Raw genomic sequence first — 23,994 nt, forward strand, 5'->3', positions numbered from 1 at the left:
CCTAGGGTCTGGCGATATATCGGTACCCGTTCGACCGCGCTTGCAAGTTACCCACTTCCGTTTAGCGCGAGTTCGTACCCCAGTTGAATGTCGGTGAGACGCCGCATGCCACGGCACATGACGGTGTTGCCGGGAGGTGCATCGCTGGCTCGGGCAAGGTAGCCACCAAGTCGTGCGACCTTGATTAGGTTTCGCGAGAGCGGCGGCGCTTGCTGCGAAGCCAGCAAGTCCCGGACCAAGCGCTCGAGCAGATCCATTTCGGGCATCAAAGGCTACATCCACTATTACAACCATGATCGAATCAAGCTAAGATTACAGGGACATTAGTCCAATCCAACAGAGTGAAATATAAGCAGCACTAACGTCATCGTGTCCGACATTCCGGGATCGGTTCAATTTAAGTGGATACAGTGCTCCCAAGACCTTCAACGCAACTCAAGATGGGTTGCCCGTGCGCTTATAATTCTTCAACGCTCATTCTCAAGCGACACATTGATCATCCGTGTGCTGCGCGTAGTGCGAAAGAAGAGCATTACACCCAGATCTTCTTCGACCTCTCTGATCGCTCGTGAAAGCGTGGACTGCTCGATATGCAGACGCTCCGCCGCACGGGAAATTTGGAGCTCCTTCGCAACAGCGATGAGGTAACAGCAGATGTCGGATTTCCATTCACCTACTTGCTAGTCGGTTAAGTAGTGAAACTGTGATGAAGCCAACGCATGCGGTTTAGGGTGCGAGGACGATTCGTCCGTTCAGAGCGCGGTCGTCCATCCGTTCGTGCGCGACAGCGGCCTCGTGAAGTGGAAGCACGTCGACCTCGGTCTCGCCAAGTCCTGAAGCGACCGCCCGCAGCGCCGCTTCCAGCGCGGGACGGACCACCTGCGGATGCATCGGAAGATAAGCGCCAGCGTTGAATCCGGACACGGTGATACCGCTGCCCCAGAGATCATTGGTCCGTACCTGATGCTCCCAGTCGCCGCTGGCATTGCCACAGACGATGAGCCGGCTGCCGTGCTTCATGAACGCCAAGCTGTGGCTGCGGATTGCACCGCCAACAGGGTCGATGACGACATCGAATTTCTCGTCACCGAGAATTCCCGGCAACCCTGCGGAATCCACGATCTGGTCGTAAGGCAGCTTCGTGTTCCGTCCGGCTTCCAGCTTGCTCGCGCGCACGGTGCCTACCACACGAGACGCACCGAGCTGCCTGGCAATGCCCGCGAACGCGGCCGAGAAACCGCCGAGCGCTCCGTGAACGAGCACGCTCTCGCCTGCGCACAGATGCGCAATCGACGTCAGGGCAACGTATGCCATCGCAGCATTTGGCACTACCGCGACGGCAAGCGCCGGGTCAATCCCGAAGCTTTCGATTGACACCGCGAAGGAGGCCTTGGCGATATAAACCGACGCATAGCCGCCTGTGCCGGAACCGGCCGACATCGCCACAACCTGTTCACCGACCGTGAACCCGGTTACACCCTCCCCAAGCGCACGCACGCTGCCTGCCGCTTCAAGACCAGGAATGAAGGGCGGCTTAGGCATGCCCGGTACATCCTCGAACAGTCCCTGACGGAAGAAGACATCGATAAGCCCCACTGCAGCGTGGGTCACGTCGATTGCGATTTCGCCCTGGCCAGGCGTCGGATCTGGCAAGTCCGCAGCAACGAGAACGGATGGGCCCCCAAACTGGGTGACTTGAATAGCTTTCATAGGAATCTCTTGGTGGCTAGAGGTGTACATGGGGTGGAAACTCTATGACTGAACGGGCAAGGCAGCCGCGCTCTCAATTGGGCGTTCCTCGTGAGCTGCTTCTACCGGTAATAGCGTCGGCAGCTCATACTGTCCCGCTGATAGGCTCGGCGCCACTTGAATAACAGGTTCGTATTGAGTCCGTTCCACCGGCAAAGTCAGTACGCGCGAACCAACGATTTCGAACGACGGTCATTACCACCAAACAGATGGTTGGCAAATCTCCATCTTGGGAAAATATCTCGACTACTTTTTTGCGGCGACAGAGTGATAGTCGACATACAGTTTGCTGTAGCCTTCGGTATCGAACTTCCCGGTCCAGCCACTGGGAAGCGTGACAGCCTCGCCGGCGCGGACCTTCATCACGGAACCGTCAGACGAAGTCAGCTTAACGCTGCCCGAGATAAAATACATGAACTCGTTATAAAGGTAGCCTCGTGGGCCCTCGACCGTCTCGTGGTCCGGTCCCGATTTGTAGACGCCAGTCTGAAATGCCGTGCCCGATGAAGTGAAGGTCACTACATCAGTTGTTTTGTTGCCATCTACATGTGAGGATGAAGCATCCTTTCGCTGGAAGATCGCCCCCCTAATGTCGTTTGCCGTCGACGTGTTGAGCGACGAAAGGCCGCTTGGCTCTTGGATCGTCGTGTGCTTCAGCCCGAGCGCGGCGATCTTGGCACGCATCGCGGACTGGAACGCCGGGAAGCCGCCAGGATAGTCATGCGCCAGCGCATATGCGGCGCTGTTATTCGACGACATCAGAGCGAGTTGCAGGACCGCATGGAGGGGCAAACTCGCGCAGACCGGCAATCAAGTTGCTCCACATCAGAGATTACATGTTCCATTGCGTCCACCGTGCTGTTCCTACCGATAAAGATACCTGCGCCCGGTGAGAGTAATTGACCTATCGGAATCCGCAAACGAAGCTTTCTCGCGTTGCATTTTCTAGCGCCAGGGAAGGGCTGGCGGAGTCAGCTTGCGCGTGACCACGACGGACCTGCTCACGTCCGTTGACAGGGATGAATAGCCATTCAGGTGTCCAATTGTCGCGATCGACGAACGACTCATGTTGGCCGATGGGGTGAGCTCGCCAACGTCCGCTTCAAGATGCTTGAGTGCGCAAGTACCTAATTCGGCTGACTGACCGCCCTAACGGATCCTCGGCGCCGTAGCGGGTCGGCTGCCGCCTTCCTGTCGGCGTGGTCGCCGACTCTTGGCAACCGTTGCTTCGACGCGGCGAGACAGAAGCTCAGAAGCTCCACATGCTCATCGAGTTCGCTGTGGCCGGCACCCTATGGGATTGCTAAGACGGGTCCGCCGTGCCCGCAGGGACAGGCGACGTGGATTTGCGCCCGCACGGCGCTCTTTCCAGTGGCTGAGGAGCCGCGCCCTAACGTGGATGTGGAAATCAGCGCGGTCGCCACACGCGCGGCGAGACAAGCGGCGTCACCCGCCACAATTCGCCATCCTGACTAGCCGTCGCGTACGGCGTCCGCATCGCGCCGAGCTTGACAGTATCCTATGAGTGGCAGTCACTGGTAGGGGCCTGGAAGCCCAGCCTGATGTGTTATCTCATGCACCGCGCAAGCTATGACGGTCACGGATGAAACCGTAGCTGAGCCTTCAGATAAGCAAGAAACGCCTTCACTTTCGGCGACGGCACGCGCTCCTTCGGAAACAGCGCATTGAGATCCTGCTGTGGACCGATCCAGTCCGGCAACACTTTGCACAAGCGTCCCGCTGCGACTTCCGGAGCCATGCTTGCCTCCATGGCCAGCAACACGCCGTTGCCGGCCCGCGCGGCGTCAAGAAGCAGCACCGGATCACTGGCGACGATCACCGGATCGACCGCAAACTGTTTTGCCTTGCGTCCGGCCATGCGCAGTGGCCATGCGTAGCCGCTATCGGTGCGTGCCTGATGCAGCGCAAGCGCCGCATGGCGGTGCAGATCGTCTGGACTGTCCGGCGCGCCATGCTTGTCGATGTAGGCGGGGCTCGCGTAGATCGAGGTCGAAAAGCTGCCCAGCCGCTGCGCCACCAGGCTCGAATCAGGAAGCGCGCCGAGGCGCAGAGCGACATCGACGGTTTCGCCGATCAGATCGAGCGGCACATGCGTCGCGATGATATCGACGCGCATTTCGGCGTAGCGCGCACAGAAGCCAGCGATCAACGGCGCAATCCACGTGGCGCCGAACGAATACGGCAGCGTCACACGCAGCCACCCTCCCGGTGTTCCACGAATCTGCTGAACGGCGTTTTCGGCATCGTCGAGCTGTCTGGCGATTGCGTTGCACCGCTCGAAATAGGCCGCTCCTGCTTCCGTCAGCCGTAGCTTTCGTGTCGTTCTGTGTAGCAGGGCCGCGCCGAGGTGCGCTTCAAGCTCGCGAACGCGCCGACTCACGGTCGTCTTCGGGATCTGCAAGGCTTTCGCCGCTGCCGTGAAGCTCCCGTCCTGCACAACGCGAACGAAGACGAGCGTGTCGTTGAAATCTCTGGTCATGGTAGTCACGAGTCCGCTATACAAAGCGTGGCATTGTCCCATTGGTGGCTCAATCCTTGCCGGGCTGCCTGACTAATCAGCTGACGCCCTCTGCCCTATCGTTTCCTCCATCAACACGGAGGAAAAATGAAACTTGGCGAATACACGGAATACGATGCGATCGGACTGGCCCAGCTGGTCGCTAACGGCGAGGTCACTTCGGCCGAGCTTGCCGACCTCGCGCTTCAGGCCATCGGAGTCGTCAACCCCGACATCAACGCGGTTATCGAAAGCTGGCCGGCTTCCGAAAGCGGCCACGCAGTTGCTTCGGGCGGCCCGCTTGCCAGCGTGCCGTTCCTCATCAAGGACCTTGCGGTCAGCATGCAAGGCAAGAAGCTCGAGCTGGGCAGCCGGCTCGCGAAAGGCGTCGTCGCGACCGAGGATTCATGGCTGATGTCGCGCTTTCGCGCAGCGGGGCTGGTCACGATAGGACGAAGTGCGACGCCGGAAATGGCATTCAGCACGACCACCGAGTCCACGTTGCAAGGCGCAACCCGTAACCCCTGGCTGCCGTCCTTGAGCGCCGGCGGCTCAAGCGGCGGCGCCGCCGCAGCGGTCGCAGCGGGCGTAGTTCCGCTTGCCCATGCGACCGATGCAGCGGGTTCGATTCGCGTACCCGCCGCTTACAACGGCCTGTTCGGGCTTAAACCGACGCGCGGTCGCAGCTCGAACGGTCCCTCGCTCGATGAGGTATTCGCCGGTTTCGGCGTGCAGTTGGGCGTCAGCCGCAGCGTGCGGGACAGCGCCGCACTGCTCGACGCGATTCAGGGCCACGCCGCTGGTGAGCCCTACGTGACCGCGGCACCGGAGCGAAGCTTCCTGTCGGAAGTCAGCCGCGAACCCGGCGCGCTGAAGATCGGCTTGATGCTCGATCCATGGAACGGCGAGCGTACCGATCCGGTTATCTCGGCCGCAACGTTATCGACAGCGCGTCTTCTGGAAGCACTCGGGCATACCGTCGTTGAAGTCAATCCACCGCTTGGTGTTTCGTGGGACGCTTTCGTGCAGATGAACGCGACGATATGGACGGCCACGCTCGTCGGGTGGATCGAGGGTCTTGCGGCTGCGACCGGCCGCCCCATCGACGACACGACGCTCGAGCCGGCCACCCTAGCCTGTTTTCGACACGGCAAGCAAGAGAAAGCATCTGAGTTCGCCGCGTCCCTGGCGATGCGCAATACGGTTACGCGTTCAGTAGCCACCTGGTTCGAGGACATTGACCTGTTGCTCACGCCGACTCTGCCGCAGATGCCGCCAGCTATCGGCGCCTACGGGGCCGGCGCCGAATCGATGAGCGGTCTTCAATGGACGCAGCGAGTCTTTCAGCATTCTCCGTTCACGCCGCCCTTCAACGTCTCCGGCGTCCCGGCCATGTCTGTCCCGCTTGAAGTGCATCCCGCAACCGGTTTGCCGATCGGCATGCAGTTCGCCGCAGGATTCGGGCGGGAAGACACGCTGCTGAGGCTGGCCGGACAACTTGAGCGGGCCCGTCCGTGGGCCAATCGTCGGCCAATGCTGTGGGCGGGCAACGGGCCGAGATAAACGAGACGCCGAGAGCATGGGAGACGCATGTTGGCGACGCAACGACGTCGACCTGAAACTTGGCTCCATTGCTCAGCTACAGGACCGGTCTCCCGGCCGGCAATGTCGGATCGACACAAGCTCAGATTGATTGTGTCGACCCGGTGCTATCAACCGTGCGCCATCGGCGCCGACTCTCATCCTGTCCCGGCTGTTCACAGCTTTGAACTTGCTGCCGTCGATGGCGACCATGTCGCTGGATAGCAGCTTCAATCCTCGACCCAGTTCGACGAAGCGACGACATACGTTGCGAATGGCCGGCCCGTTGTCGCGGCGGAAGTCGGCGATCGTCTTGAAGTTTGGCGCCAGACGTCCTGTCAGCCACATCAACTCGACGTTGCGTTGGCATTCGTGCTCAAGACGTCGGCTGGAGGGTACGCGGTTCAGATACCCGTAGATATAGATCTTGAGCATCAGGCCTGGGTGGTAGGACGGGCGACCCGTGAGCGCCGGCGTGGTACCGTTGAAACCGAGTTCCGCAAGGTCCAGTTCGTCGACGAAAACATCTATGACCCTGACTGGATTATCCTGTCCAATGTAGTCATCGATGCATTCGGGTAGGAGTGCGACCTGCTTGCTGTCATCGCCTTCAACGAATCGCTTCATGAGTCACCCGGTCTGACTGCGTTGATTCAGTTTAGGCGATCAATGCGTTTTCACACACCCTCGGCCGGACATGGCCGTTTGCCGATCAGCCAGATTGCAAGTTGGCTACGCAGTCATGGATTGCCTGCGCGAACTGTGGATCGGATAAATCGATACCGACACGCGCCAGCGAAAGCAACAATTACTCGACGCCTTCAACGACCCCAACGATGCGCGCGTTTTCGACGGGTCGCTATGACTAGGAAGCGACTCCGGCAAGTCGGATTCGATGCTTGCAATACCGTCCTCAACCCTAAGGACGATTCTGAACGGCAGAAAAAACTCTCGATTTGTCCATATCTCCGATTTCGACGTCTTCCGCAGCTGCATTGTCAATGACTGGCCGCCGAGGCCGAGTGGCCGCTTCTGGCCCGAGTCCTGCCCCGGCGACCAAAATGTCGCGGCGCCCGCCTGCGCACGGCATGGCGACATGCTTACCCAGTGCACCGGTGAAGATCGAAGGTATCCGAAAGCTAAAGGTTCTCTGCTAGTTGAACTAGACGTCGATTATCGGACGAAGCAAAGCCTGGCCTTCATACAAGAATCGGAGGTACCGTTCCCGAATTTCCGCCTGTGTCATCGTCGTTACCTGCATCGTAATAGTCAGGCTCGCGCGCATGTCGCCGTTACGGTTGGTAAGAGGCACGCCGAGAATGCGCATGCCGACTTCGTACTCCTGGTCCAGCTCGACGTATCCCAGTGTTCGAACCTGCTCGACCGCGTGTTTGATGTCGCTTATCGACGTGCGCGTGAACGGCGTCAAAGCTTGCAGCGCTACACGTCCCAGATACTGATCCAGCTCTTCGTTGGATCCAGATGCGAGCCATAAGCGGCCGCTGCCTGTGCAGTACATCGGCAGGCGATATCCCTGTCGTATTGAGAGCGAAGAGACGTTGGCGACACGGCTTCGGACGATATGAACAACTTCATCGCCATCACGCACTGCAACGGAAACGTGTTCGCGCGTTTCGCTGGCAACCTTCTCGACAATCGGCCTGAGCATGCGCGGCAATCGCGCCGAGTCCACATAGGCCTGACCGAGCCGCAGAGTCTTGGCCGCGAGCCAGTAATGGCGACCATCGGTTTGAGCGTAACCGTCATGAACGAGAGTAAGAAGAAATCTCCGCGCGGCACTCGCCGTCATGCCTGCCAGGCGCGCCGCGTCGGGCACGCTCAGCCTCGGAGTTTCGTCAGTGAACAACTGGATGAGCGCGAGGCCCTTCTGAAGACCGACGATCAAGTCCCGCTTGCGAATTCGCGGTGTATTCACGCTTCTCACCCTTTAGATGCGTTGCCAGAGTGCGATTATCGCATCGCAAATTCGATAATTGGCCTACTCGTTCGTTTGTGGCGTTGCTGGTAACCACAGTCGGTAGCATCATCGCCGCTCATCAACGTCATCGAGTGCGCAACATGATCAGCGGTACGACCGAACTCCTGGCCATCGTCGGATCCCCCATCAAGCAGGTGAAGTCGCCGCACAACTTCAATGCCTGGTTCGAACGTCACGGCAAGGACGCGTCGATGATTCCGGTTGATCTGGACCGAGGTTCCGTCGATCACTTCATCGACGCCATGCGTGCGTGGCGCAATCTGCGCGGATGTGTCGTTACTGTGCCGTACAAGCAAGACATGGCGAGACGTATGGACCGACTGAGCGAACGGGCGGCGGCGCTTGGGTGCGTCAACGTGATTCGCCGCGAATCCGACGGCACGCTAATCGGCGACATGGTCGACGGCGACGGCTTTATGAATGCCGCACGCGGCCACGGCTTCGAGCCCCGCGGGGCGCGGGCGCTCGTCATCGGCGCCGGGGGCGTGGGCAGCGCGATAGCCTGGGCGCTATGCGAGCACGGGGTAACGGCCATCACGCTGACCGACCCGGACGACGCCCGCCTAGCGCGACTTGGCGCGCTTCTGGCAACTCACTTTCCGCAGGTCGCGACCGGTCACGCGCTTGCATCGCTTGAACCGTTCGATCTGGTCGTCAATGCGTCGCCGGTAGGAATGACGGGCAACGAAAGCCTCCCCCTTCCCGATCCGCTGCTGGCGACCCTCGATCCCCGCAGCCTCGTGGCGGACGTCGTGACGTCGCCGGACGTCACTCTTTTCCTCGAGACAGCCCGCGCAGCGGGATGCCGCATACAGACCGGCGGTGAAATGGCGCTGGCCCAACTCGGGCATCTCGGCGCCTTCATGAACATGACGCCGCTGCACATCTGAGCGCACAACGAGCCCTCGCGCCGCATCCGCGAATGCGCGCGAGTTCTAACGCAACACAGCAAGAACCATAGAGGAGACACACATGCAGGTCACAAGCAAGACAGCAAGTCCAACCACGCAGCAGACCAGGCGCGCGACTGCCAGCGGCTGGATCGGCTCCGCACTCGAGTACTACGATTTCTTCATCTACGCTCAGGCTGCGGCGATGGTGTTCCCACAATTGTTCTTTTCGGCCGGTAATCCGAAGCTGGCGATCGTCGCTTCGCTCGCGACCTACGGTGTCGGCTACGTGGCGCGTCCTATCGGCGGCTTTATCCTCGGACGGCGGGGAGACACGCACGGACGCAAGCACCTGCTTTTGCTGTGCATGTTCCTGATGGGCGTTTCGACGTTTCTCGTCGGACTTCTGCCGACCTATCATCAGGTCGGCGTACTCGCACCCATCGCTCTGGTGCTGCTGCGGCTCGTCCAGGGTTTCGCGGTGGCCGGGGAGATTTCCGGCGCCAGTTCGATGATCCTCGAACAGGCACCCTTCGGCCAGCGTGGGTTCTATGCGAGCTTCGCCTTGCAGGGCACGCAGGCGGGTCAGATTTTCGCCGCGGCTATCTTCATCCCTCTTGCCTATTACATGCCGGCGGAAGACTTCGCGTCGTGGGGCTGGCGCATTCCATTTCTTCTCAGTGCACTGGTGCTGGTGGCGGGCTTCATTATCCGACGTAAGGTCTCGGAATCCCCTGCGTTCGTGCAGGAGGATTCACAGGGCGGCGTGCCTTCATCGCCTGTCACCATTGCACTGCGCGAGAACTGGCGCGACATCGTGCGAATCGCGATCATGGCGCTTGCTGCAGTCATTGCGATGGTCGCCACCATCTTCGGCGCAGCCTATGCAGTGCAGCCATCGTACGGAATCGGCTTTCATGCCAATACGTATCTGGTGATTCCGTTCGTCGGGAACATCGTCGCGGTGATCGTGATTCCGTTCGTCGGAAAGCTGTCGGACCGCATTGGGCGGCGCATTCCCGTGGTTGTCGGTTCGGTGGGAGCGGGCTTGCTTTCCTACGCCTATCTCTACGCGATCAGCGTGAAGAATGCGCCCCTGGCGATCGTCACGTCGGTGCTGATGTGGGGCGTGATTTACCAGGGCTTCAACGCGGTGTTTCCGAGTTTCATGCCTGAGTTGTTCCCGACCCGTACTCGCGTCTCGGCGATGTCGATCGGGCAGAACATCGGCATGGCGCTGACGGCCCTCCTGCCTTCGATGTTCGCGGCGATTGCACCGCCCGGCACGAAGGACATCCCTTTGGTGATCGGTACCGCGACGCTCGTCATCGCAAGTCTTGCGGCGTTCGCCGCATGGACGGCGCGGGAGACGTATCGCACACCGCTCGATGAACTGGGCTCGCGTCCATCGTCTGCGGGCCGCTATGCGAAAAGCGCCGTGCAGAAGAACAACCGGGCAGCGGCTGTCGGTCGTCCGCGTTGAGCCCTCGTGATTCACGCGCAATCGCTCGCCAAAGCGACGCCGCCAGCGTGCCAGGCAGCTGAACGATCGGCACATTGCAGAAGCACCATCGCGTGGCTGGACATTCTCTCAGTCCTGGCGCGGCCCTCGGATCGCCAGAACTTCCAGCCGGCTCACCTGAGCCGGCTTTTTTTTCGCGCAGCGCACTGGACGCAATCGACAACTCCGGCTTGACTGGCGAAAGTGTGGAACAGATCATTGTTGACGGACATGCAGCTCTGGTCGCCCTGGGCAGGAAGTTCTTTTCCAACCCGGATCTTCCGCACCGTCTGCGTAATGGCAGGCCGCTCACACCTTATGACCGCTCGACGTTCTATGGTGGCGACGGACGAGCGTACACGGACTACGCGCCGGATTTGGCGGCGACAGCCTAACGGAGAGCGTTAGTCACTGGTGCGCCTCAGGTCCAGTGAGCTGCGGGGGAGCCACTGGCGCGTCCGGTGCGTAAAGCAGCCTCTCGAACGTCCGAAGTCGCATGCAAGTGAACGGCTACTCATGGTCGTTTGCGTGTACACGGCTGTCAGTGCATTAAGGCGACGATGGGCTGGTAGGGCAAGCGACCGACAAGTAGACTCAGTCGTCAGTTTGTGTGTGAAGAGAACTCACCGCAGCGACAAGAATGCTCCCTGCGTCATTGATATGTTTTTCCATCAACGCACGGGCACTCCGACCGTCTTTCGCTTTTATCGCTTCTAGGATTTCCAGATGCTCGTTTTCTGATTTGACGTCCCACTCGATCAGCGTCGATGTCGCATACATGTAGCGAAGTCGCGCCTCATGGAGGGCGTCAATATGTGAAAGCAGCCGAGGCATTTGGCAGGGTCGATAAATACTTGCATGGAATTCCCGGTTGGCGGCCTCCCACGTGCTGATGTCACGGGCCGTGTTCCCTTTGTGCATCGCGTTTTCTGCACACGTGATGTCATCTTGAGTCAGGTTGGGTATCGCGTACCGGAGCGCCAGAACCTCAAGTGCGGTACGCATCCGGGTAATCTCAATGATGGATGCCTGATCGAGCACTGGGACATACACACCTTTACGCTCGCGCGAAACCAGCAGGCCGCGAGCTTCGAGACGCCTGAATGCCTCCCGGACCGGAACGTGACTGGCATTGAACTCATCTGCGATTGCGTCCTGCCGAACTCGCGCTCCCGGCCTAAGATCGCCCCGGATAATCTGTTCGGCCAGCGCCGCCGCAATGCGTGCAGGAAGTGAATCCGAGCTGTCTACATCCACGTTTGCTTTCCCTATGCCGAAGGTGCCCACATATCGCCGCAGGCAACCGAAACCGCTTCATTCAGCGTGCCGTTTTGTACCAGGCATTTTACCGCTTCGACATCGTCATGCACCCACCGATCGTTACCCATCATCGCAGGAACGACCGATCTGACTTTTTCCAGCGCCGTGGATGCGCCAAGGCCGAGCGGCAGGTGTGAGAGCGCTTGGCGACTAATATCGAGCGCCTGAGATGCAATCAGAATTTCGGCGCAGACAACCGCCTGCGCATTTTCGACAACCGTCCGCGTGCGCCGCGCAGCGAAACAGGAATTGCTGATGTGGTCTTCCTGGTTACCTTTGGCAGGCAGACTCGTCACACTGGCTGGACTACATAGCCCTATGTTCTCGAGCACGAGTCGGGTACCCATACTCTGGATAACGGCGAAACCCGTGTTGATGCCCGGCTCGGTAGCGATCATGTTTCTCGGCAATCCGTAGTTGCAGGCCGGATCGATCAGCTGATTATTACGGCGATCACAGATTGCGCTGAGGTCGGTCATCACCAACGCGAGAAGGTCCATCGCTTGCGCAACGTATTGTCCGTGAAAATGCCCGCACGAGACGATGTCGTAGCCTGCATCGGCAGCGAATATCAACGGATTGTCCGTTGCGCTATTCATCTCGGTGACGAGTATGCCGTCGATGTAATCGAGTGCATCAAGAACGGGCCCGTAGACCTGTGGCGCGCAGCGGAACGAATAGACGTCTTGTATCCGCGGTTGGACCGTGCCGCCCGGCGCGGCAAGAGCATCGATCGGAATGGCGCGTGCCTCGGTGGTGCATCGCATGGAACCATTGAGCAGCGTGCGAATGGCCGCAGCGACGCGGCGCTGCCCCGGATGTGGACGCGCTAGCATCACACGGTCTTCAAAGCAGGCCCGCTCGGCCCGCATTGCCTCCAACGACAACACCAGTGAGACCGTTGCGCTAGTCAGCAGGCGACGCGCGTCGAAAGCGGCGATGACCGCGTACGCCAACGACGCCGTCGAGCCATTGATCAATGCTGTCGCATCCTTTGCTTCCATATCGAAGGTCGCTGGAAGGCCCGATCGCTCAAATGCTGAGCGCGCGCTTGTTACGGCGCCCTGGAACGTCACTTTCGATTGTTCCAACCCAAGCAATGCACCGCTCATGATCGCCAACGGTGCAAGATCCCCGCTGGCACCGACGCTTCCTTTTGCCGGGATGACGGGCGTAATGCCCTCGTTGAGCATCGCGACAAGCCGCTCGACCACTGCGACGCGTATGCCGGAGTGATTGCGAGCAAAGGTGTTCACCCGGATCGCCATCATCGCGCGCACTACCTCAAGCGGCATGTTTTCGCCGGTGCTCGCGGAGTGCGAGTGAATAAGATTGCGCTGAAACCGCGCGATGTCCGAAGCGCTGATACGTTGATTCTTCAAGGCTCCTACCCCGGTGTTGAACGCATACATCAGGGGAGCGTCGTCAACCAGCCAGTTTTCCTCAATGAATCGTCGAGTCGACCACAGATTCGCCCGAACCGCGTCAGACAGACGAACGCGAGCGCCGTGACGCGCGATCGCGATGATCTGGTCAATCGTCAGATCGGAACCTGTGAGGGCGATTTCGTTTTTTGCCATGAGGGCCTCGGGTGATTTTTATCTATTATCTATTATCTATAAAATGTGTTCGACTAGCAATCTTTTCGACGATCGCAACTTAATCGCACTAATAGTCAGTCATCGGGCACACCACTTTTTAGGCCGATAAGCCTGTCGACGAGAATCGCAATGAGTGTGGGGCTTCGGGGCGTGGGCCTGCGCTTGTGCTAGCGCTTCCCGGTTTCTTCCTGGAAAGTGCGGTCGTAGAAGTCCCGGATCGCCTGATACGCGAGCAAGCGATTTTTCTCGAGCAAAACGAGGTGCGTGGCTTCGCCTATTTCAGCCCACTGACGGTAAGGCGCGTTCCTGAGTTCGAGGAAAAGCGACTGCGCGAGGTCAATAGGCACATCGATATCCCACTCGCCATGGACAAGCAACACGGGCACACGAATCTCGGCCGGCTCGTAGTATTTTCGTCCCGCACGCCAGTAGTCACGGATATCCTGGATCGGGCCGTTACTGGCCCACAACTGGTGCGGCGCGCGCTCTCGGCTCCAGGGATCCTCGGCCAGCGTGAAATCGGCCCACTGCTCGAACCAACGTTCCGGGACCAGGCTCGCGCGTCCGTGTCCGGTGCGGTGCTGAGCCAGCGGGCCTTGCTTTCGCGCACCGGAACCAGGCGCCACGCGTCGGGCCTCCCGCCAGTGTCGATAGGAATCGGCCGATCGCTCAGCCACTGCGGCGCCAATAGGACCAGTTTATGGACCTTGTCGTTATTGCGGCTGTTATAGGCACCCGCCACTGTGCCGCACCATGACATGCCAAATACCGATACTTTGTCCAGCTGGCGACGCTTGAGGACGTAATCGACCACGGTGCCGAGATCGGCCAACCCGATGTCGGTGCCGACGACCGGAGGACTCAGATCCGCTGCCTGCTCCATCTCCGCCGGGCGTGTTGAATGGCCGTAACCACGCACGTCGAGCGCATAGACGTCATATCCCGCCGCGGCAAGAAAGTCGATGAACGACATTCCGTTGAACGGAACGTCATACAGGCTTCCCGACGAAAAGGTGGCACCGTGAACCATGACGATGGTGCGTTCCGCCGTGAAGGTCTCGAGCGGGGCGGGGCGCTTGTTGCGAACGTAGAGGTCAATGCCGGGGGTACCGGTCGCTACGCGCAATTCCTCGAAGACAAGTTGCTTTCCTGTAACTACGATGTTCTGGCTCATGATGGGTAGCTCCTGGGTCTGGCTCATTATTCATAGCGCCAGGAGAAACGGTCGCCCTGGCTGGTGACGTAACCGGTCGATGTCTCGGCGAAGTGCGAGGTGAACAGCAGCAGATTGCGTTCGGCGCCCTGCTCCAGCACCCAGCGGCGCGACGCGCGGGCCTCGTCCTGCCATTCGCAGAACACCGAATTCCAGTCGGGGCGCACCATCTGCAACGGGTGATGCATGACGTCTCCGGTAAAGAGCGCCGCCTGCCCCTTCGAATGCAGTTCAATCGACATGTGGCCAATACTGTGTCCCTTGGTCGGGCGGAACACGAAGTTATCGAGGTACTCGCCCCCGTCGTTGCTGATGCGTTCGGCCTGCCCGGAGGCAATGATCGGCGCGACGCTGTCCTCGAATACGCCAAGGCTGGGCACGTTCACTTCGTTGTGGCTGTCGGGGCCGCCGTAATAGTCCTCCTCCGCCCTTGCGAACACGCGCCGCGCATTCGGGAAGGTCGGCGCCCAACGGCCATCGACGAGCCGTGTATTCCAGCCGACATGGTCGACGTGAAGGTGCGTATGCAACACATAGTCGACTTCCTCAGGGCGCACGCCAACCGCGGCGAGCCGCTGCAGATATGGCGTGTTCAGATGATGGAAGATCTGATTCTGCGGCCGTTCCTTGTCGTTGCCGGAGCCGGTATCGATCAGGATGGTGTGATGCGGCGCGCGCACCAGCCACGTGCGTAGAGCGAAGTAAATTTGTCACCAAAAACGAAGTAAAGTCGTCAACACCCGTCTTTGCGTAGTTCGCACGACAGTTTCGTGACGCAGATTAATGGAAAGCTTCTGATCTATGAGGCGAGCGCCCCTGCCACGAGGCCGCGAGCTACAGGTTGCGTTCATCCTTGCCAAGGCAAAAGCTGCCTGCCATGCGATTGTGGAAATGTCGCGCGATGGCAATACGATGCTCCTTGCGCATCGCTGGTTTCGCTGCAAAGGCTGGAGGAGATTGACGCGCATAAAGCTCGCCGCATTGCGCACAGCGATACGGCGATCCCACAAGACTCGCGTTGAGGATGTAGGGTGTTTCCCGCCCGCAACGATGGCATTGCGTCTCGAGCTTTCGTTGGTGAGCGGGACAACGGTTTTCGCTGAACATCTGGTACGTCACGCTGTGATGACCGAGCAATACGCATTGCCTGCAATACCGGAAAACCGGGTGATGCCGTCCCCGCTGGCCAGCGTCAAGGAGTGAAGCGCGCAACACCTTGCCGGGCAACAGCAGCATGCGCCTCAGATGTTTAAGATCGACGGCATCACGTAACGGCTCAACGCCTTCGTATGGGTCAATGTCCACACCCATCAGCCGGACCAGTGTGTGCCCAGGCAGTCCATTTGCACGCGCGAACTTCCACAGGATCGATACGATCGATTCACCAGGCAACAGCCACCTCGCATCGAATATGAAGCCCAATGCCGGGCTGAGACGACGCTCTTCGAGGCTGAGGATTGGAAAGCGCGGCGCAATGAGCGCGGGCGCCTCCTTACGCGTGGACGAGCACACGGCCGGTTGCATGGCGCGACTGGACATAGCCGGAGTGCCGCACAGCGTGGGCCCATAACGAGGCGTCCGGACAATACCCCGGAGCATCCCTGAGTTCGCTATCCTTGAGCACGATCTCGACGGCCCGCGCAAACGATTCCATAGGTATTTCGAGACGGCCAGGCAGGGTCGCCTTGTGGTGCGCGGCCTCGAAGGCATTCCAGAGTAGGGCCGCATCGCTGACAAGTCGATAACCTGCATCGAACGCCTGGGGCAGGTAAAACCTCGTGAAGCTCCACTGCGTGCCCTCGGGATAGGCAGTCTGGTCGTACCCGTTCAGACACGTGGCGACATCTTCGGCATTGCGGATGCCATGGAAGGCAAGTTCTTCGACCATCAGGCGCGCGACGATCTGCGTCTTGCCGGCGATCTGCAGCGCGCTCTTCTGGGCGAGCAGCTCCTGCTGACCAACGAGGAACGTGAACAGCTTGATCTGCTGGCGGTCGAGTGCATCGTGTACATCCCTCAGCCACTCATATTCGTTTTCGTTGTAGCGTTGCGCCTCATCACAAAAGAGCAGAACCGTCCCGCTGCCAGCGCGAGCAGCCGCTTCCCGGATCCGCAACGATAGTCGCATGCGTTTCGCGGGGTTGGTGCCCGCGTTCGGATCATGATCGCCAACAGCTTCCAGCAGGTTTGAAAAGAATGGCCCTTCAGCGTGCCGCGGCTTGTGCTCGCACCGCGCGTGATAGCTCGTCACTTTGGGATATTCCCTGGCAAGCAGCAGCCGCACGTATTCTATCGAACGCGTCTTGCCGATCCTCGGAGCGCCGTAGATGAGCGCGCCCGTCACACGGTAGCGAAGACAGCTTACGACGAGTTCGTAGAATGATTCTATAGCCGGTGTGGCAATCCGGTAGTTTCCAGTGACGAGCGGGTGCAGCGACGGATCGACTGGACGCGAGACCTGAAGCGACATGCCTCCCTCCTGTGGGTACCACCTGTCAGAACTACCTGTTAAAAGACCTGCCCCGTTCCGATACCAAGCGTGCGCGGACGAACCGGTTCGACGGGTGCTGTATCGGCGACCACGTCGGTCCCCTTCGCTGTTTCCGCTGACGGTGTTGCTGGAATTGCATCTGATCCTGGCGGCCCTGGCGGTGTTCTAGCCGTTGGTGCGTTTGCGAGAAGGCGCAGCGTCCGCGCTGCATCTGAGGCCGCCCTGCGAGACCTGCTTGCTGCCGCGACCTTGGTCCGTACGTAGGCGTCAATCGGATTTTCAGCTGGCAAGTGGGCCGAGCCCCTGCTACTTCTAGCCTTCAGTATTTCCCTGCGCAAGGTCAGGTTGTGCGGCATCACACGCCACGCACCTTGTGCATCAAGGACACCGACCTCGCTGCCATCAGCGAGGAACGCACGTACGCAGCGCAGATCGTCAGCATTGATGTAGACGCGGAGCGATTGGCCAATCAGCTGGGCGCTGCTGGCAAGGACCACGTTGGTATAGCGCACGCCGAACAGGTTAATGTGAGGACGGACGCCGAGCGCAAGATAGCCGCGCACCCGGCAGTGCCGCGCGGATTGCATCAGGCATAACGTACGTCTGCGCACCTCGGGCAACCAAGCCAGCAATTGCACTCTTCCACGAACAAAGAATTCCATCGCTTCGAGCGGCGTCGCGCCATTCAGCCCACTGTGAGGCGTGCCGTGGTAGCTTGCAATCGAATAAGTGATCAACTCGTCCAGTTCATCAAGCGACACATACAGGCGGAGGTTACGTTTTGGGTCGGCCAGCGCGCGGCGCAGGTCACGAGGATGGGAGCCCGTGTAGCCTGGGAGGCGTGAGGACAGCCTGCTGGCGATTGTGCCAAAGAAGAGCTCGGTATACGGGCGCTCGTCCGGACTGTGTTTCGGTCCTGCACTGACGACGCAACCAACGAACTCACAGAGTGCAGCCAGCGTTTCACCAGCGAGGTTCGCCTTCGCATTGTCGAGTCGTATGCACTCCCGGCTGACGTAGGCAAGCTCGGGCAGGCGCTGTGACGCGAAACCATCCTGCGGTTGGCAGGCAAGTCCGGGGATGGTGAAGGCGCGCACTGGCCGAGGTTCGAGCGCGTTCTCGATCGTCTTGATCACATCGTAACGACTGTATTCGCGGGTCAGCACCAGGTGATGACCGAGCACCACGCGCGTGCATACGTCGATGATCATTAGCAGCCACACCCGCTCGATTTCAAACTCATGCTCGAATCCGAGCGGATCACGAATGACAACCTTCAGCCGCACATCGAGCCGGTGACCATCGAATTCGACGACCTGATACGGCCGCGTCGCTGCGGGAGCAGGCGCATCGTCGGTTCGGGGTAGTCCCCCTTCAGGTGCGATGCGCCGGCAGCAGCCGCTACCATTCCAAAACCACGCAAAAGCTCCGCCTTCACCCGCGAGGACAGCGACCGGACCGCCCGCCCCGCGGTGTTGAACGGATAATCGGCGGCCGTCAAGCCCAGTTGCCTGCACTCCTGCAGAAATCTTTCGTGCAGGGCTCGCAAACCGTGCAGCCGGATCCGGATGCCGTCGTTCGAAGGTATCTGCTTGAGTGTCACGCGGCGCTGTCTGATCTGCAGCACGAGCCACGCAGCGAGCCTGGGATAACACTCAAACAGTAGCGAAAGCGCACCACGGCACCGCCCCGTTCGCCGCACTTGGTCACGGGCAGCAGGCGTGTGTATTCCGTCACGCGGGCATGAACGACAAGCGCACGAAAGCCATATATCCGCCCGTCGGCATGCAGCGAGAGTGCCCTGTCGAGAAACCGGTAGAGCTGTTTGCGGTTGACTCCAGTTACGGCCTCAATACTTCCAATAGTCTCATCTTTAGCATAACGCTCAATGGCGTCGATATGCTTCTGGAGGCGACTGCGCCCGGTGGCGTCGAGTTCTGTCCATGCGATGGTCGGCCACGAGGCGAGATCCAGTGTCTGGAATTCGGGTCTGCGGCGGCTCATGATTTGGCCTGGACCGCAACAAAGCGCGTCAGAAACGACAGGCTTTCAGTGTGTAGCTCCAGCGCCTGGATGCGACCGCAGTGCAACAGTTCGAAGACAGCTGCGCGGATGAGCGCGGGGTCGCCAGTTGAGAACTCACGCTCTATCGTCATCAGCGATTGAGATGACACGACGAAGCGCTCGATCGCGCCGCGCAGCGAAGGCATGACGAGGCCGCGCGCGGCGACGAGTACGGGTAGCATACGCTGCCAGTTTCCGGTCCACACACGCGCAGCTGCCCTTTCGGCTGCATCAATGTGCCGCACGGCGAAGGCTTCTGGGTCGAAGTCAAGACGACTCCGCGGGCAATCCGTCGCCGGTGTCGGCTCCGATAGTACTACCAGGCATTCATGGTCATCAGACCTTGCCCAGAAGTCGACGACACAGCGTTGCCCGTCGACTGCCATGAAGCCAGGCCGTTCACAGAATGACTTTGCAGCAGGATCCGCTTCGAGCATCAGCCATGCTTCGAAAGCGCTGCGCCTGTACAGCGTCAGACGTCGCCCTAGTTTCGGACTGAAGACGTCATAACGGTGCGCGCCGCGAGGACGCGGCAGCGTGAGCGGCTCGAAGCTTCGCAAAACGTCGACCATGTGGACCACCTGCCAGAGGATTTCATGGTCTAGGACGAACGTGAGTTGACAATTTTAATTCGCGCTAACGCGAAGTGACGACTTTACTTCGCCAGTTAACGAAGCAATGTTGTCAATTCAATGGCTAAACCGTCGCCCCCGCGAGCACGGTGCAGTGACAAGTTTCCTTCGTTTTACGCCATCACACCGAAGTCAATCACGTTGACGGCTACCGCATCCGATAAGGTCTACGACGGCAATACGGTCGCAGAACTGAAGAATGCGCACGCGAACGATGTGGTGGCAGGCGATGATCTGCGTGTGGACGGGACGGTCGGTACGTTCGCAGACAGGAACGTAGGCAAGGGCAAGTCGGTCAACGGCAGTGGCCTGACGCTCGCAGGAGAAGACGCGCAGAACTACGTCTTCGACAACACGGCTGAAGTCGGTAAGGCTGCGATCACGCCGGGGTCCACCTACAACCCGTCTGCGCTCGTTGCTGACGCCACGGGTGCGAACGGTACGGCGCAAGCCACGAATAACGCGGGCAAGGTCGTCAGCGACCAGGCAATCGCAAAGACGGAAGCTCCGTCGCTCGTCGCTGGTCTGCCGGTGACCCTGGCTCAACGTGGCGATGCAGTCGATATCGCTGACGGTGCGCTCTCGACTTCTGTCCTGAGTATGGACGGCAAGGCGAGCCTGGGCCTGAATGACGCACTTGAAGAACGCCCACAACGTAACACGCTCGTCGTGTTCCGCTCGGATCGTCCGGAATCACTGGACAACCGTGGCACATTCCACGTTGTCGATCGCGGTAATGCCATTGAACTGGAAGGTACGCCGAGCCTGATCAACAAGACGCCGGACCTGAAGGGCACGGGCAGCGACTGGAAGAACGGCACGGTTGTCCGTGCGGACGGCGCGGTGACGGAATACCGCGTTCGGATGCTCAACGACGGTACGCTGGTCGTCATTGTGCCCAACGGCGTCAACGACAGCGACGAAATCGCTGCGAGCTACGGTCTGGCCGTCGCGAAGAAACAACTCGGCATCGGCGTCAAGGCAGTGAAGGCCGTCGTTATCGAAGCGCGCGACGGTAACGGGGCGAACAACGCCTGATGCTGTCACCGCTGAAACTCGGCGGCCCCCGAAGCCCGGCGAGAAATCGGCGGGCTTTTTTCGAGTTTTTACTCAAGTGATGTAAGCGTCTAACTCTGCGACGCCAGTCTCAAGACGGGATTCGCTGACGCGTGCTGTGCGCCGTGAGCATTCGCGCAAATAACAACCTTTGCCTCCGACAGGCTACGGAGAGGACGCCCTCCCGCAAGGGATCACCGTTTGCTCGCGCTGAACAAACCAGGCCTTGCCGCAAGCGCCATTGATGAGCGTCCCCGTTTTCAGTTCTCCAAGGGTGCTGGATCGATTTCTGCCTCTTGCTTCAAAGCGCCTATCTGATGCGATCGCCCGGCTTCACGACTGTTCTTCGCCGGCTTGCCGTACCTGCCATTAAGTGAGGCCGTTGCGATCGTCTACTCTTCGGCAATATTCATCGTTGTCCTCGCCCCGTTGCTGCTTGGGAGCGCTTATTTGCACTGAATGCGGTCGCAGCGTGCATGGCTTTCACGACCGACGTCGGCGTTGGAAACGTCGTTGCTGGCGCGTATTCTTGGTAATCGCGTCGCTTTGCGTATCCTGCTGCTCGCTGCCCTGCGTTGGGCTGTCGAACTCCTAGCTCGTACCCTAACGGCTGAACTTCACCACACGTTCGTGCGCATGGCTATCTGACTCTGAATAACGACAAGACGGACAACCCGCGGTACTCGAACGTCGCCGGCGTTCACGCCGCCTCAGTGTGAGGCTGCTACAATCCATTTCCCCACCGCTTCCCGGATTCGCCATGCAATATCGCGTCGCCTACGAGCACAGCCTACGAAGCGCACCGGACGACTTCGTCGTCCACGTGCCATCCCAGCTCGTAGACGACGTACCGGCGAACATCCCGCGGGCGCTGCTGCCCGAATACATCACCGACATGATTCTCGAGCGCTCATCGCAGATCGCCAAGATCCGCAATCTGCGAATTCTTTGACTATCGTAACGCCGCTGGCCGCAGCGATCGAAGCACACGCGACCGCGCTAAGGCGAGCCTACCGCCGCCTCGCGTCAGCGGCTAGTTCAAGGGCAATGCGACGCAAAAAACCCTCCCATCCCGTCGTCTAATGCGCGCTCACTCATGGGCCCGACTGTCGACATGCAGCCTTCGCTCCATCGTTCTGATTCCCACCGGGTCTGCTGGAATCAGATTGCCGCCCGCCCGCGCAGTTGCGAACCGACGGTGGTGAGGCACCGCTTACAGCTCGAGGTGGCATGTGAGGAGATTACGTGCGCCCCAACGATTGCGTTCCCGCCAGCAGATTTCATAGCGTTAAGCGTTTCTCACCCCGATCCCGGGGGCACTGCCATACGCCGTCTACGCACCTGCGGGCATCGTTCCCCGGCACCGGCGGTGACCGCAGCGGCAGGCATACTGCGCCCGCACCGCGGCTGAAGGACGACCGTCTGTCGTCAGTCCGTAAGCGATGAATAACTCATCGCCCGGCTGAATATTGGATACAGCCTGAATGTAAACCCTTCCATCATCCTCGACGGCCTCGCAGTTGGCGACACAGGCATGGTTCAGCCAGCGCGCGCTGTTGCCGCCAAGCGAACCGTCGATGACGCGGCCATCCGAAAGGCCAAAGAAGAACGTATGCCCCTCCTCCCCGAATCGCCGATGGCGACTTATTGCGCGCTTCCAGCTCATCACGGTGCCGGTGTACTCGAAGATAAGCTCGCCAGCGCGTAGTGGCCGCAACGCAAAGACGCCGCGACCGTGAACGCTTGACCGGCGCACAGAGATTCTTTTCATCGATGATCGAGACAACGAATGCGGGAGTTGAACTACTGCTGGTGATGACTGGAGCAAACGTTGCGCCTTGCACCTGTCACCACGGATGGACGCCTGGCAACCATGTCGCCTGGTAGAATGGTCCATCATGCCCACCAGGAATTCAAGACGATGTCACGCTACAGAGAACTACTAGCTGAAAAAGAGCAGCTTGAGAAACTGATCGCTGAGGCGCGAGGCCAGGAAGCCGCGTCTGCGCTTGAAAAGGTACGCGCGACTGTTGCGGAGTTCGCATTTACGCCCGAGGATGTGTTCGGCAACCCTCGCAAAAAAACTCGCCGCGCGGCAGCAGCGAAGTACCTCAACCCCGAGACTGGCGATACGTGGAGCGGGCGCGGGCGAGCACCGGCATGGCTTAAGGATCAGGACCGCGAACGCTTCCGCATCACCGAGTAGTCCTGGTACAAAATGGCATCGCTAACGCGCAGGCAGGACCAACAACCCGGACTCGCAGGAACCGACTCCGGTACCGCAACATATGCAGGGTTGGGCTAAAAATTTCGACGCGCGGGAGATCATGGTGCGTTCTCCATTGCAGGAAGCAGGAACAGCGTCTTATTGTTATCGATCTGGGGTACCCTGTCGACCCTCTCAAAGTGGCCGAGCTGAGGCCAACGGCGCCGCGCGCCGAACATCTGGCGTGTGCGGATCATGAAAAAGGCAAGCTGCCCCCCACCGACGGTCGGAGGGCCCTACAGCAGACACTGACCGACCACTCTGGCGACAACCTGATGCCGGCGCTTGCATGGCCGCCTAGCTGGTCACGCTGAAGCACTCGGTGAGCACAGGCAAGCCACGCTGGAAAAACTGCGGCATCTATCGGTGATGCCTGTCCATTCCGTTCGCCCGACAGCGCAAGGTTACTGAGAAACGCGCCTGGTGCTTCGGGCCCATCGAGACGCTCCTGCTCCCGTTCAAGATACTCAAACATGACCAGATACGCCTGGCGCAGCATAACGGTGGAGTCGATTGATGGCTTTTCCATTCTGTTCGCGTTCACGCATAAAACTTAAGGTCTGTCTCGACCGGCTGCTCCTCGTCGTTCTACCCGTTGCTTGCGGTCAAGTTCCAGTGGCGATCGCCTCGAGGATCTGGTTGGCATGGTCCCGCAACTCAAGGGTGAGACATTCCGTGCGCGGCAGGCAGCAATGCGGCGGCAAAAGATCCCATTCAGCGAGAATCGCTTCGATGTTGACCGGGGTAAACAGCGGCAGTCGCATGGCTCATGAGGGTATAGTCCCGACGGCGGTCCAACGCGTGAGCTCTTCCGACCGGATGAGACACAGGCCGTTGAACGCGACCGTTCACTATGCACACCACGTAGGTGCAATTCTTGCTGCCATCTTCTCTTCTTCGTACGACGCGCGTTAGGAAGGACCAACATGATCACAGACACATGAAGGACATTGACTCGCGACCGGCAGGATTCAGCTCCGCCTGGCTCCAGCTATGGGCTGAATCCACCGACGACTACTCCATCTTCGCGCTCTCGCCCGATGGCATTGTCCTGACGTGGAACCCCGGCGGCGAACGCATCCAGGGTTACCGGTCCGAGGAAATTATAGGGCA

24 protein-coding genes and 2 pseudogenes are annotated in these 23,994 nt (G+C 59.7%); 8 read left to right on the forward strand and 18 right to left on the reverse strand.

Going from position 1 to position 23,994, the window contains the following annotated elements; translation table 11 throughout:
• The first annotated feature begins 180 nt into the window (after positions 1-180).
• Positions 181-327 (forward strand): IS3 family transposase, encoded by a 147-nt coding sequence (locus J2W46_RS34445; protein WP_374726894.1) that lies wholly within the window; start codon positions 181-183, stop codon positions 325-327.
• Positions 328-497: 170 nt separating this feature from the next.
• On the opposite strand, the pseudogene J2W46_RS30785 reads toward J2W46_RS34445, so the two are convergent.
• The 4 genes and pseudogenes from J2W46_RS30785 to J2W46_RS30800 all read right to left on the reverse strand — a co-directional run.
• Positions 498-669: pseudogene (locus tag J2W46_RS30785) on the reverse strand (helix-turn-helix domain-containing protein); the annotation flags it as partial.
• A gap of 57 nt (positions 670-726) precedes the next feature.
• A complete protein-coding gene (locus J2W46_RS30790; RefSeq protein WP_310359088.1) occupies positions 727-1,710 on the reverse strand; it encodes a quinone oxidoreductase family protein in 984 nt (327 codons plus the stop codon).
• Positions 1,711-1,995: 285 nt separating this feature from the next.
• Complete coding sequence (locus J2W46_RS30795) at positions 1,996-2,559, reverse strand: cupin domain-containing protein (RefSeq protein ID WP_310359091.1); 564 nt, start codon at positions 2,557-2,559, stop codon at positions 1,996-1,998.
• 787 nt (positions 2,560-3,346) lie between these two features.
• Positions 3,347-4,249 carry a LysR family transcriptional regulator gene (locus J2W46_RS30800; RefSeq protein WP_310359093.1) on the reverse strand — a complete coding sequence of 301 codons (903 nt, stop codon included), beginning with the start codon at positions 4,247-4,249 and terminating at the stop codon, positions 3,347-3,349.
• A gap of 126 nt (positions 4,250-4,375) precedes the next feature.
• Here J2W46_RS30800 and J2W46_RS30805 point away from each other — a divergent pair, with 126 nt between their 5' ends.
• Positions 4,376-5,830, forward strand: coding sequence for an amidase (locus J2W46_RS30805; protein WP_310359095.1), 1,455 nt, complete (start codon positions 4,376-4,378; stop codon positions 5,828-5,830).
• Positions 5,831-6,010: 180 nt separating this feature from the next.
• On the opposite strand, the pseudogene J2W46_RS30810 reads toward J2W46_RS30805, so the two are convergent.
• Both J2W46_RS30810 and J2W46_RS30815 read right to left on the reverse strand, forming a co-directional pair.
• Positions 6,011-6,475 (reverse strand): annotated as a pseudogene (locus J2W46_RS30810) (transposase); the annotation flags it as partial.
• 535 nt (positions 6,476-7,010) lie between these two features.
• The gene (locus tag J2W46_RS30815; RefSeq protein ID WP_310359097.1) at positions 7,011-7,793 is read right to left on the reverse strand and encodes an IclR family transcriptional regulator domain-containing protein; all 783 of its coding nucleotides are present in this window, start codon (positions 7,791-7,793) and stop codon (positions 7,011-7,013) included.
• Positions 7,794-7,927: 134 nt separating this feature from the next.
• On the opposite strand from J2W46_RS30815, the gene J2W46_RS30820 reads away from it, so the two are divergent.
• The 3 genes from J2W46_RS30820 (at position 7,928) to J2W46_RS34450 (ending at position 10,633) form a co-directional block, all read left to right on the forward strand.
• The gene (locus J2W46_RS30820; protein WP_310359100.1) at positions 7,928-8,737 is read left to right on the forward strand and encodes a shikimate dehydrogenase family protein; all 810 of its coding nucleotides are present in this window, start codon (positions 7,928-7,930) and stop codon (positions 8,735-8,737) included.
• 82 nt (positions 8,738-8,819) lie between these two features.
• Positions 8,820-10,220: an MFS transporter gene (locus J2W46_RS30825; RefSeq protein ID WP_310359103.1), complete on the forward strand. Its 1,401-nt coding sequence runs from the start codon at positions 8,820-8,822 to the stop codon at positions 10,218-10,220.
• 74 nt (positions 10,221-10,294) lie between these two features.
• Complete coding sequence (locus J2W46_RS34450; protein WP_374726895.1) at positions 10,295-10,633, forward strand: hypothetical protein; 339 nt, start codon at positions 10,295-10,297, stop codon at positions 10,631-10,633.
• 199 nt (positions 10,634-10,832) lie between these two features.
• On the opposite strand, the gene J2W46_RS30835 is transcribed toward J2W46_RS34450, so the two are convergent.
• The 10 genes from J2W46_RS30835 to J2W46_RS30880 form a co-directional block, all read right to left on the reverse strand.
• On the reverse strand, positions 10,833-11,495 hold the full coding sequence (locus J2W46_RS30835) for a GntR family transcriptional regulator (protein ID WP_310359105.1): 663 nt from the start codon (positions 11,493-11,495) through the stop codon (positions 10,833-10,835).
• An 11-nt stretch (positions 11,496-11,506) separates the two neighbouring features.
• The gene (locus J2W46_RS30840) at positions 11,507-13,138 is read right to left on the reverse strand and encodes an HAL/PAL/TAL family ammonia-lyase (RefSeq protein ID WP_310359109.1); all 1,632 of its coding nucleotides are present in this window, start codon (positions 13,136-13,138) and stop codon (positions 11,507-11,509) included.
• Positions 13,139-13,433: 295 nt separating this feature from the next.
• The gene (locus J2W46_RS30845) at positions 13,434-14,333 is read right to left on the reverse strand and encodes an alpha/beta hydrolase (RefSeq protein WP_310359112.1); all 900 of its coding nucleotides are present in this window, start codon (positions 14,331-14,333) and stop codon (positions 13,434-13,436) included.
• 26 nt (positions 14,334-14,359) lie between these two features.
• Complete coding sequence (locus J2W46_RS30850) at positions 14,360-15,052, reverse strand: MBL fold metallo-hydrolase (protein ID WP_310359115.1); 693 nt, start codon at positions 15,050-15,052, stop codon at positions 14,360-14,362.
• Positions 15,053-15,206: 154 nt separating this feature from the next.
• Complete coding sequence (locus tag J2W46_RS30855) at positions 15,207-15,794, reverse strand: hypothetical protein (RefSeq protein ID WP_310359118.1); 588 nt, start codon at positions 15,792-15,794, stop codon at positions 15,207-15,209.
• 70 nt (positions 15,795-15,864) lie between these two features.
• Positions 15,865-16,842, reverse strand: coding sequence for an ATP-binding protein (locus J2W46_RS30860; protein ID WP_310359121.1), 978 nt, complete (start codon positions 16,840-16,842; stop codon positions 15,865-15,867).
• A gap of 38 nt (positions 16,843-16,880) precedes the next feature.
• A complete protein-coding gene (locus J2W46_RS30865) occupies positions 16,881-18,149 on the reverse strand; it encodes an integrase (protein WP_310359124.1) in 1,269 nt (422 codons plus the stop codon).
• Positions 18,140-18,466, reverse strand: a complete 327-nt coding sequence (locus J2W46_RS30870; RefSeq protein WP_310359127.1) for a hypothetical protein — start codon at positions 18,464-18,466, stop codon at positions 18,140-18,142. The genes J2W46_RS30865 and J2W46_RS30870 overlap by 10 nt, the downstream gene beginning before the upstream one ends.
• The gene (locus J2W46_RS30875; RefSeq protein ID WP_310359129.1) at positions 18,463-18,867 is read right to left on the reverse strand and encodes a hypothetical protein; all 405 of its coding nucleotides are present in this window, start codon (positions 18,865-18,867) and stop codon (positions 18,463-18,465) included. Before J2W46_RS30875 ends, J2W46_RS30870 begins: the two co-directional genes overlap by 4 nt.
• A complete protein-coding gene (locus J2W46_RS30880; RefSeq protein WP_310359132.1) occupies positions 18,864-19,364 on the reverse strand; it encodes a hypothetical protein in 501 nt (166 codons plus the stop codon). The genes J2W46_RS30875 and J2W46_RS30880 overlap by 4 nt, the downstream gene beginning before the upstream one ends.
• 255 nt (positions 19,365-19,619) lie before the next feature.
• On the opposite strand from J2W46_RS30880, the gene J2W46_RS30885 reads away from it, so the two are divergent.
• Together J2W46_RS30885 and J2W46_RS30895 are read left to right on the forward strand one after the other, a co-directional pair.
• Entirely contained in the window at positions 19,620-20,597 is a 978-nt protein-coding gene (locus tag J2W46_RS30885; RefSeq protein ID WP_310359134.1) for a YDG domain-containing protein, read from the forward strand.
• Positions 20,598-21,375: 778 nt separating this feature from the next.
• Positions 21,376-21,567, forward strand: coding sequence for a hypothetical protein (locus J2W46_RS30895; protein WP_310359136.1), 192 nt, complete (start codon positions 21,376-21,378; stop codon positions 21,565-21,567).
• A 381-nt stretch (positions 21,568-21,948) separates the two neighbouring features.
• Here the strand turns inward: J2W46_RS30895 and J2W46_RS30900 are convergent, their stop codons facing one another.
• The gene (locus J2W46_RS30900) at positions 21,949-22,386 is read right to left on the reverse strand and encodes an SET domain-containing protein (protein ID WP_310359138.1); all 438 of its coding nucleotides are present in this window, start codon (positions 22,384-22,386) and stop codon (positions 21,949-21,951) included.
• Positions 22,387-22,446: 60 nt separating this feature from the next.
• On the opposite strand from J2W46_RS30900, the gene J2W46_RS30905 reads away from it, so the two are divergent.
• A complete protein-coding gene (locus J2W46_RS30905; protein WP_310359141.1) occupies positions 22,447-22,821 on the forward strand; it encodes an H-NS histone family protein in 375 nt (124 codons plus the stop codon).
• Positions 22,822-23,486: 665 nt separating this feature from the next.
• On the opposite strand, the gene J2W46_RS30910 is transcribed toward J2W46_RS30905, so the two are convergent.
• Positions 23,487-23,645 carry a hypothetical protein gene (locus tag J2W46_RS30910; protein ID WP_310359144.1) on the reverse strand — a complete coding sequence of 53 codons (159 nt, stop codon included), beginning with the start codon at positions 23,643-23,645 and terminating at the stop codon, positions 23,487-23,489.
• Positions 23,646-23,994 lie beyond the last annotated feature (349 nt).

The sequence above is a fragment of the Paraburkholderia strydomiana genome, assembly GCF_031456815.1.
Lineage (GTDB): Bacteria > Pseudomonadota > Gammaproteobacteria > Burkholderiales > Burkholderiaceae > Paraburkholderia > Paraburkholderia caledonica.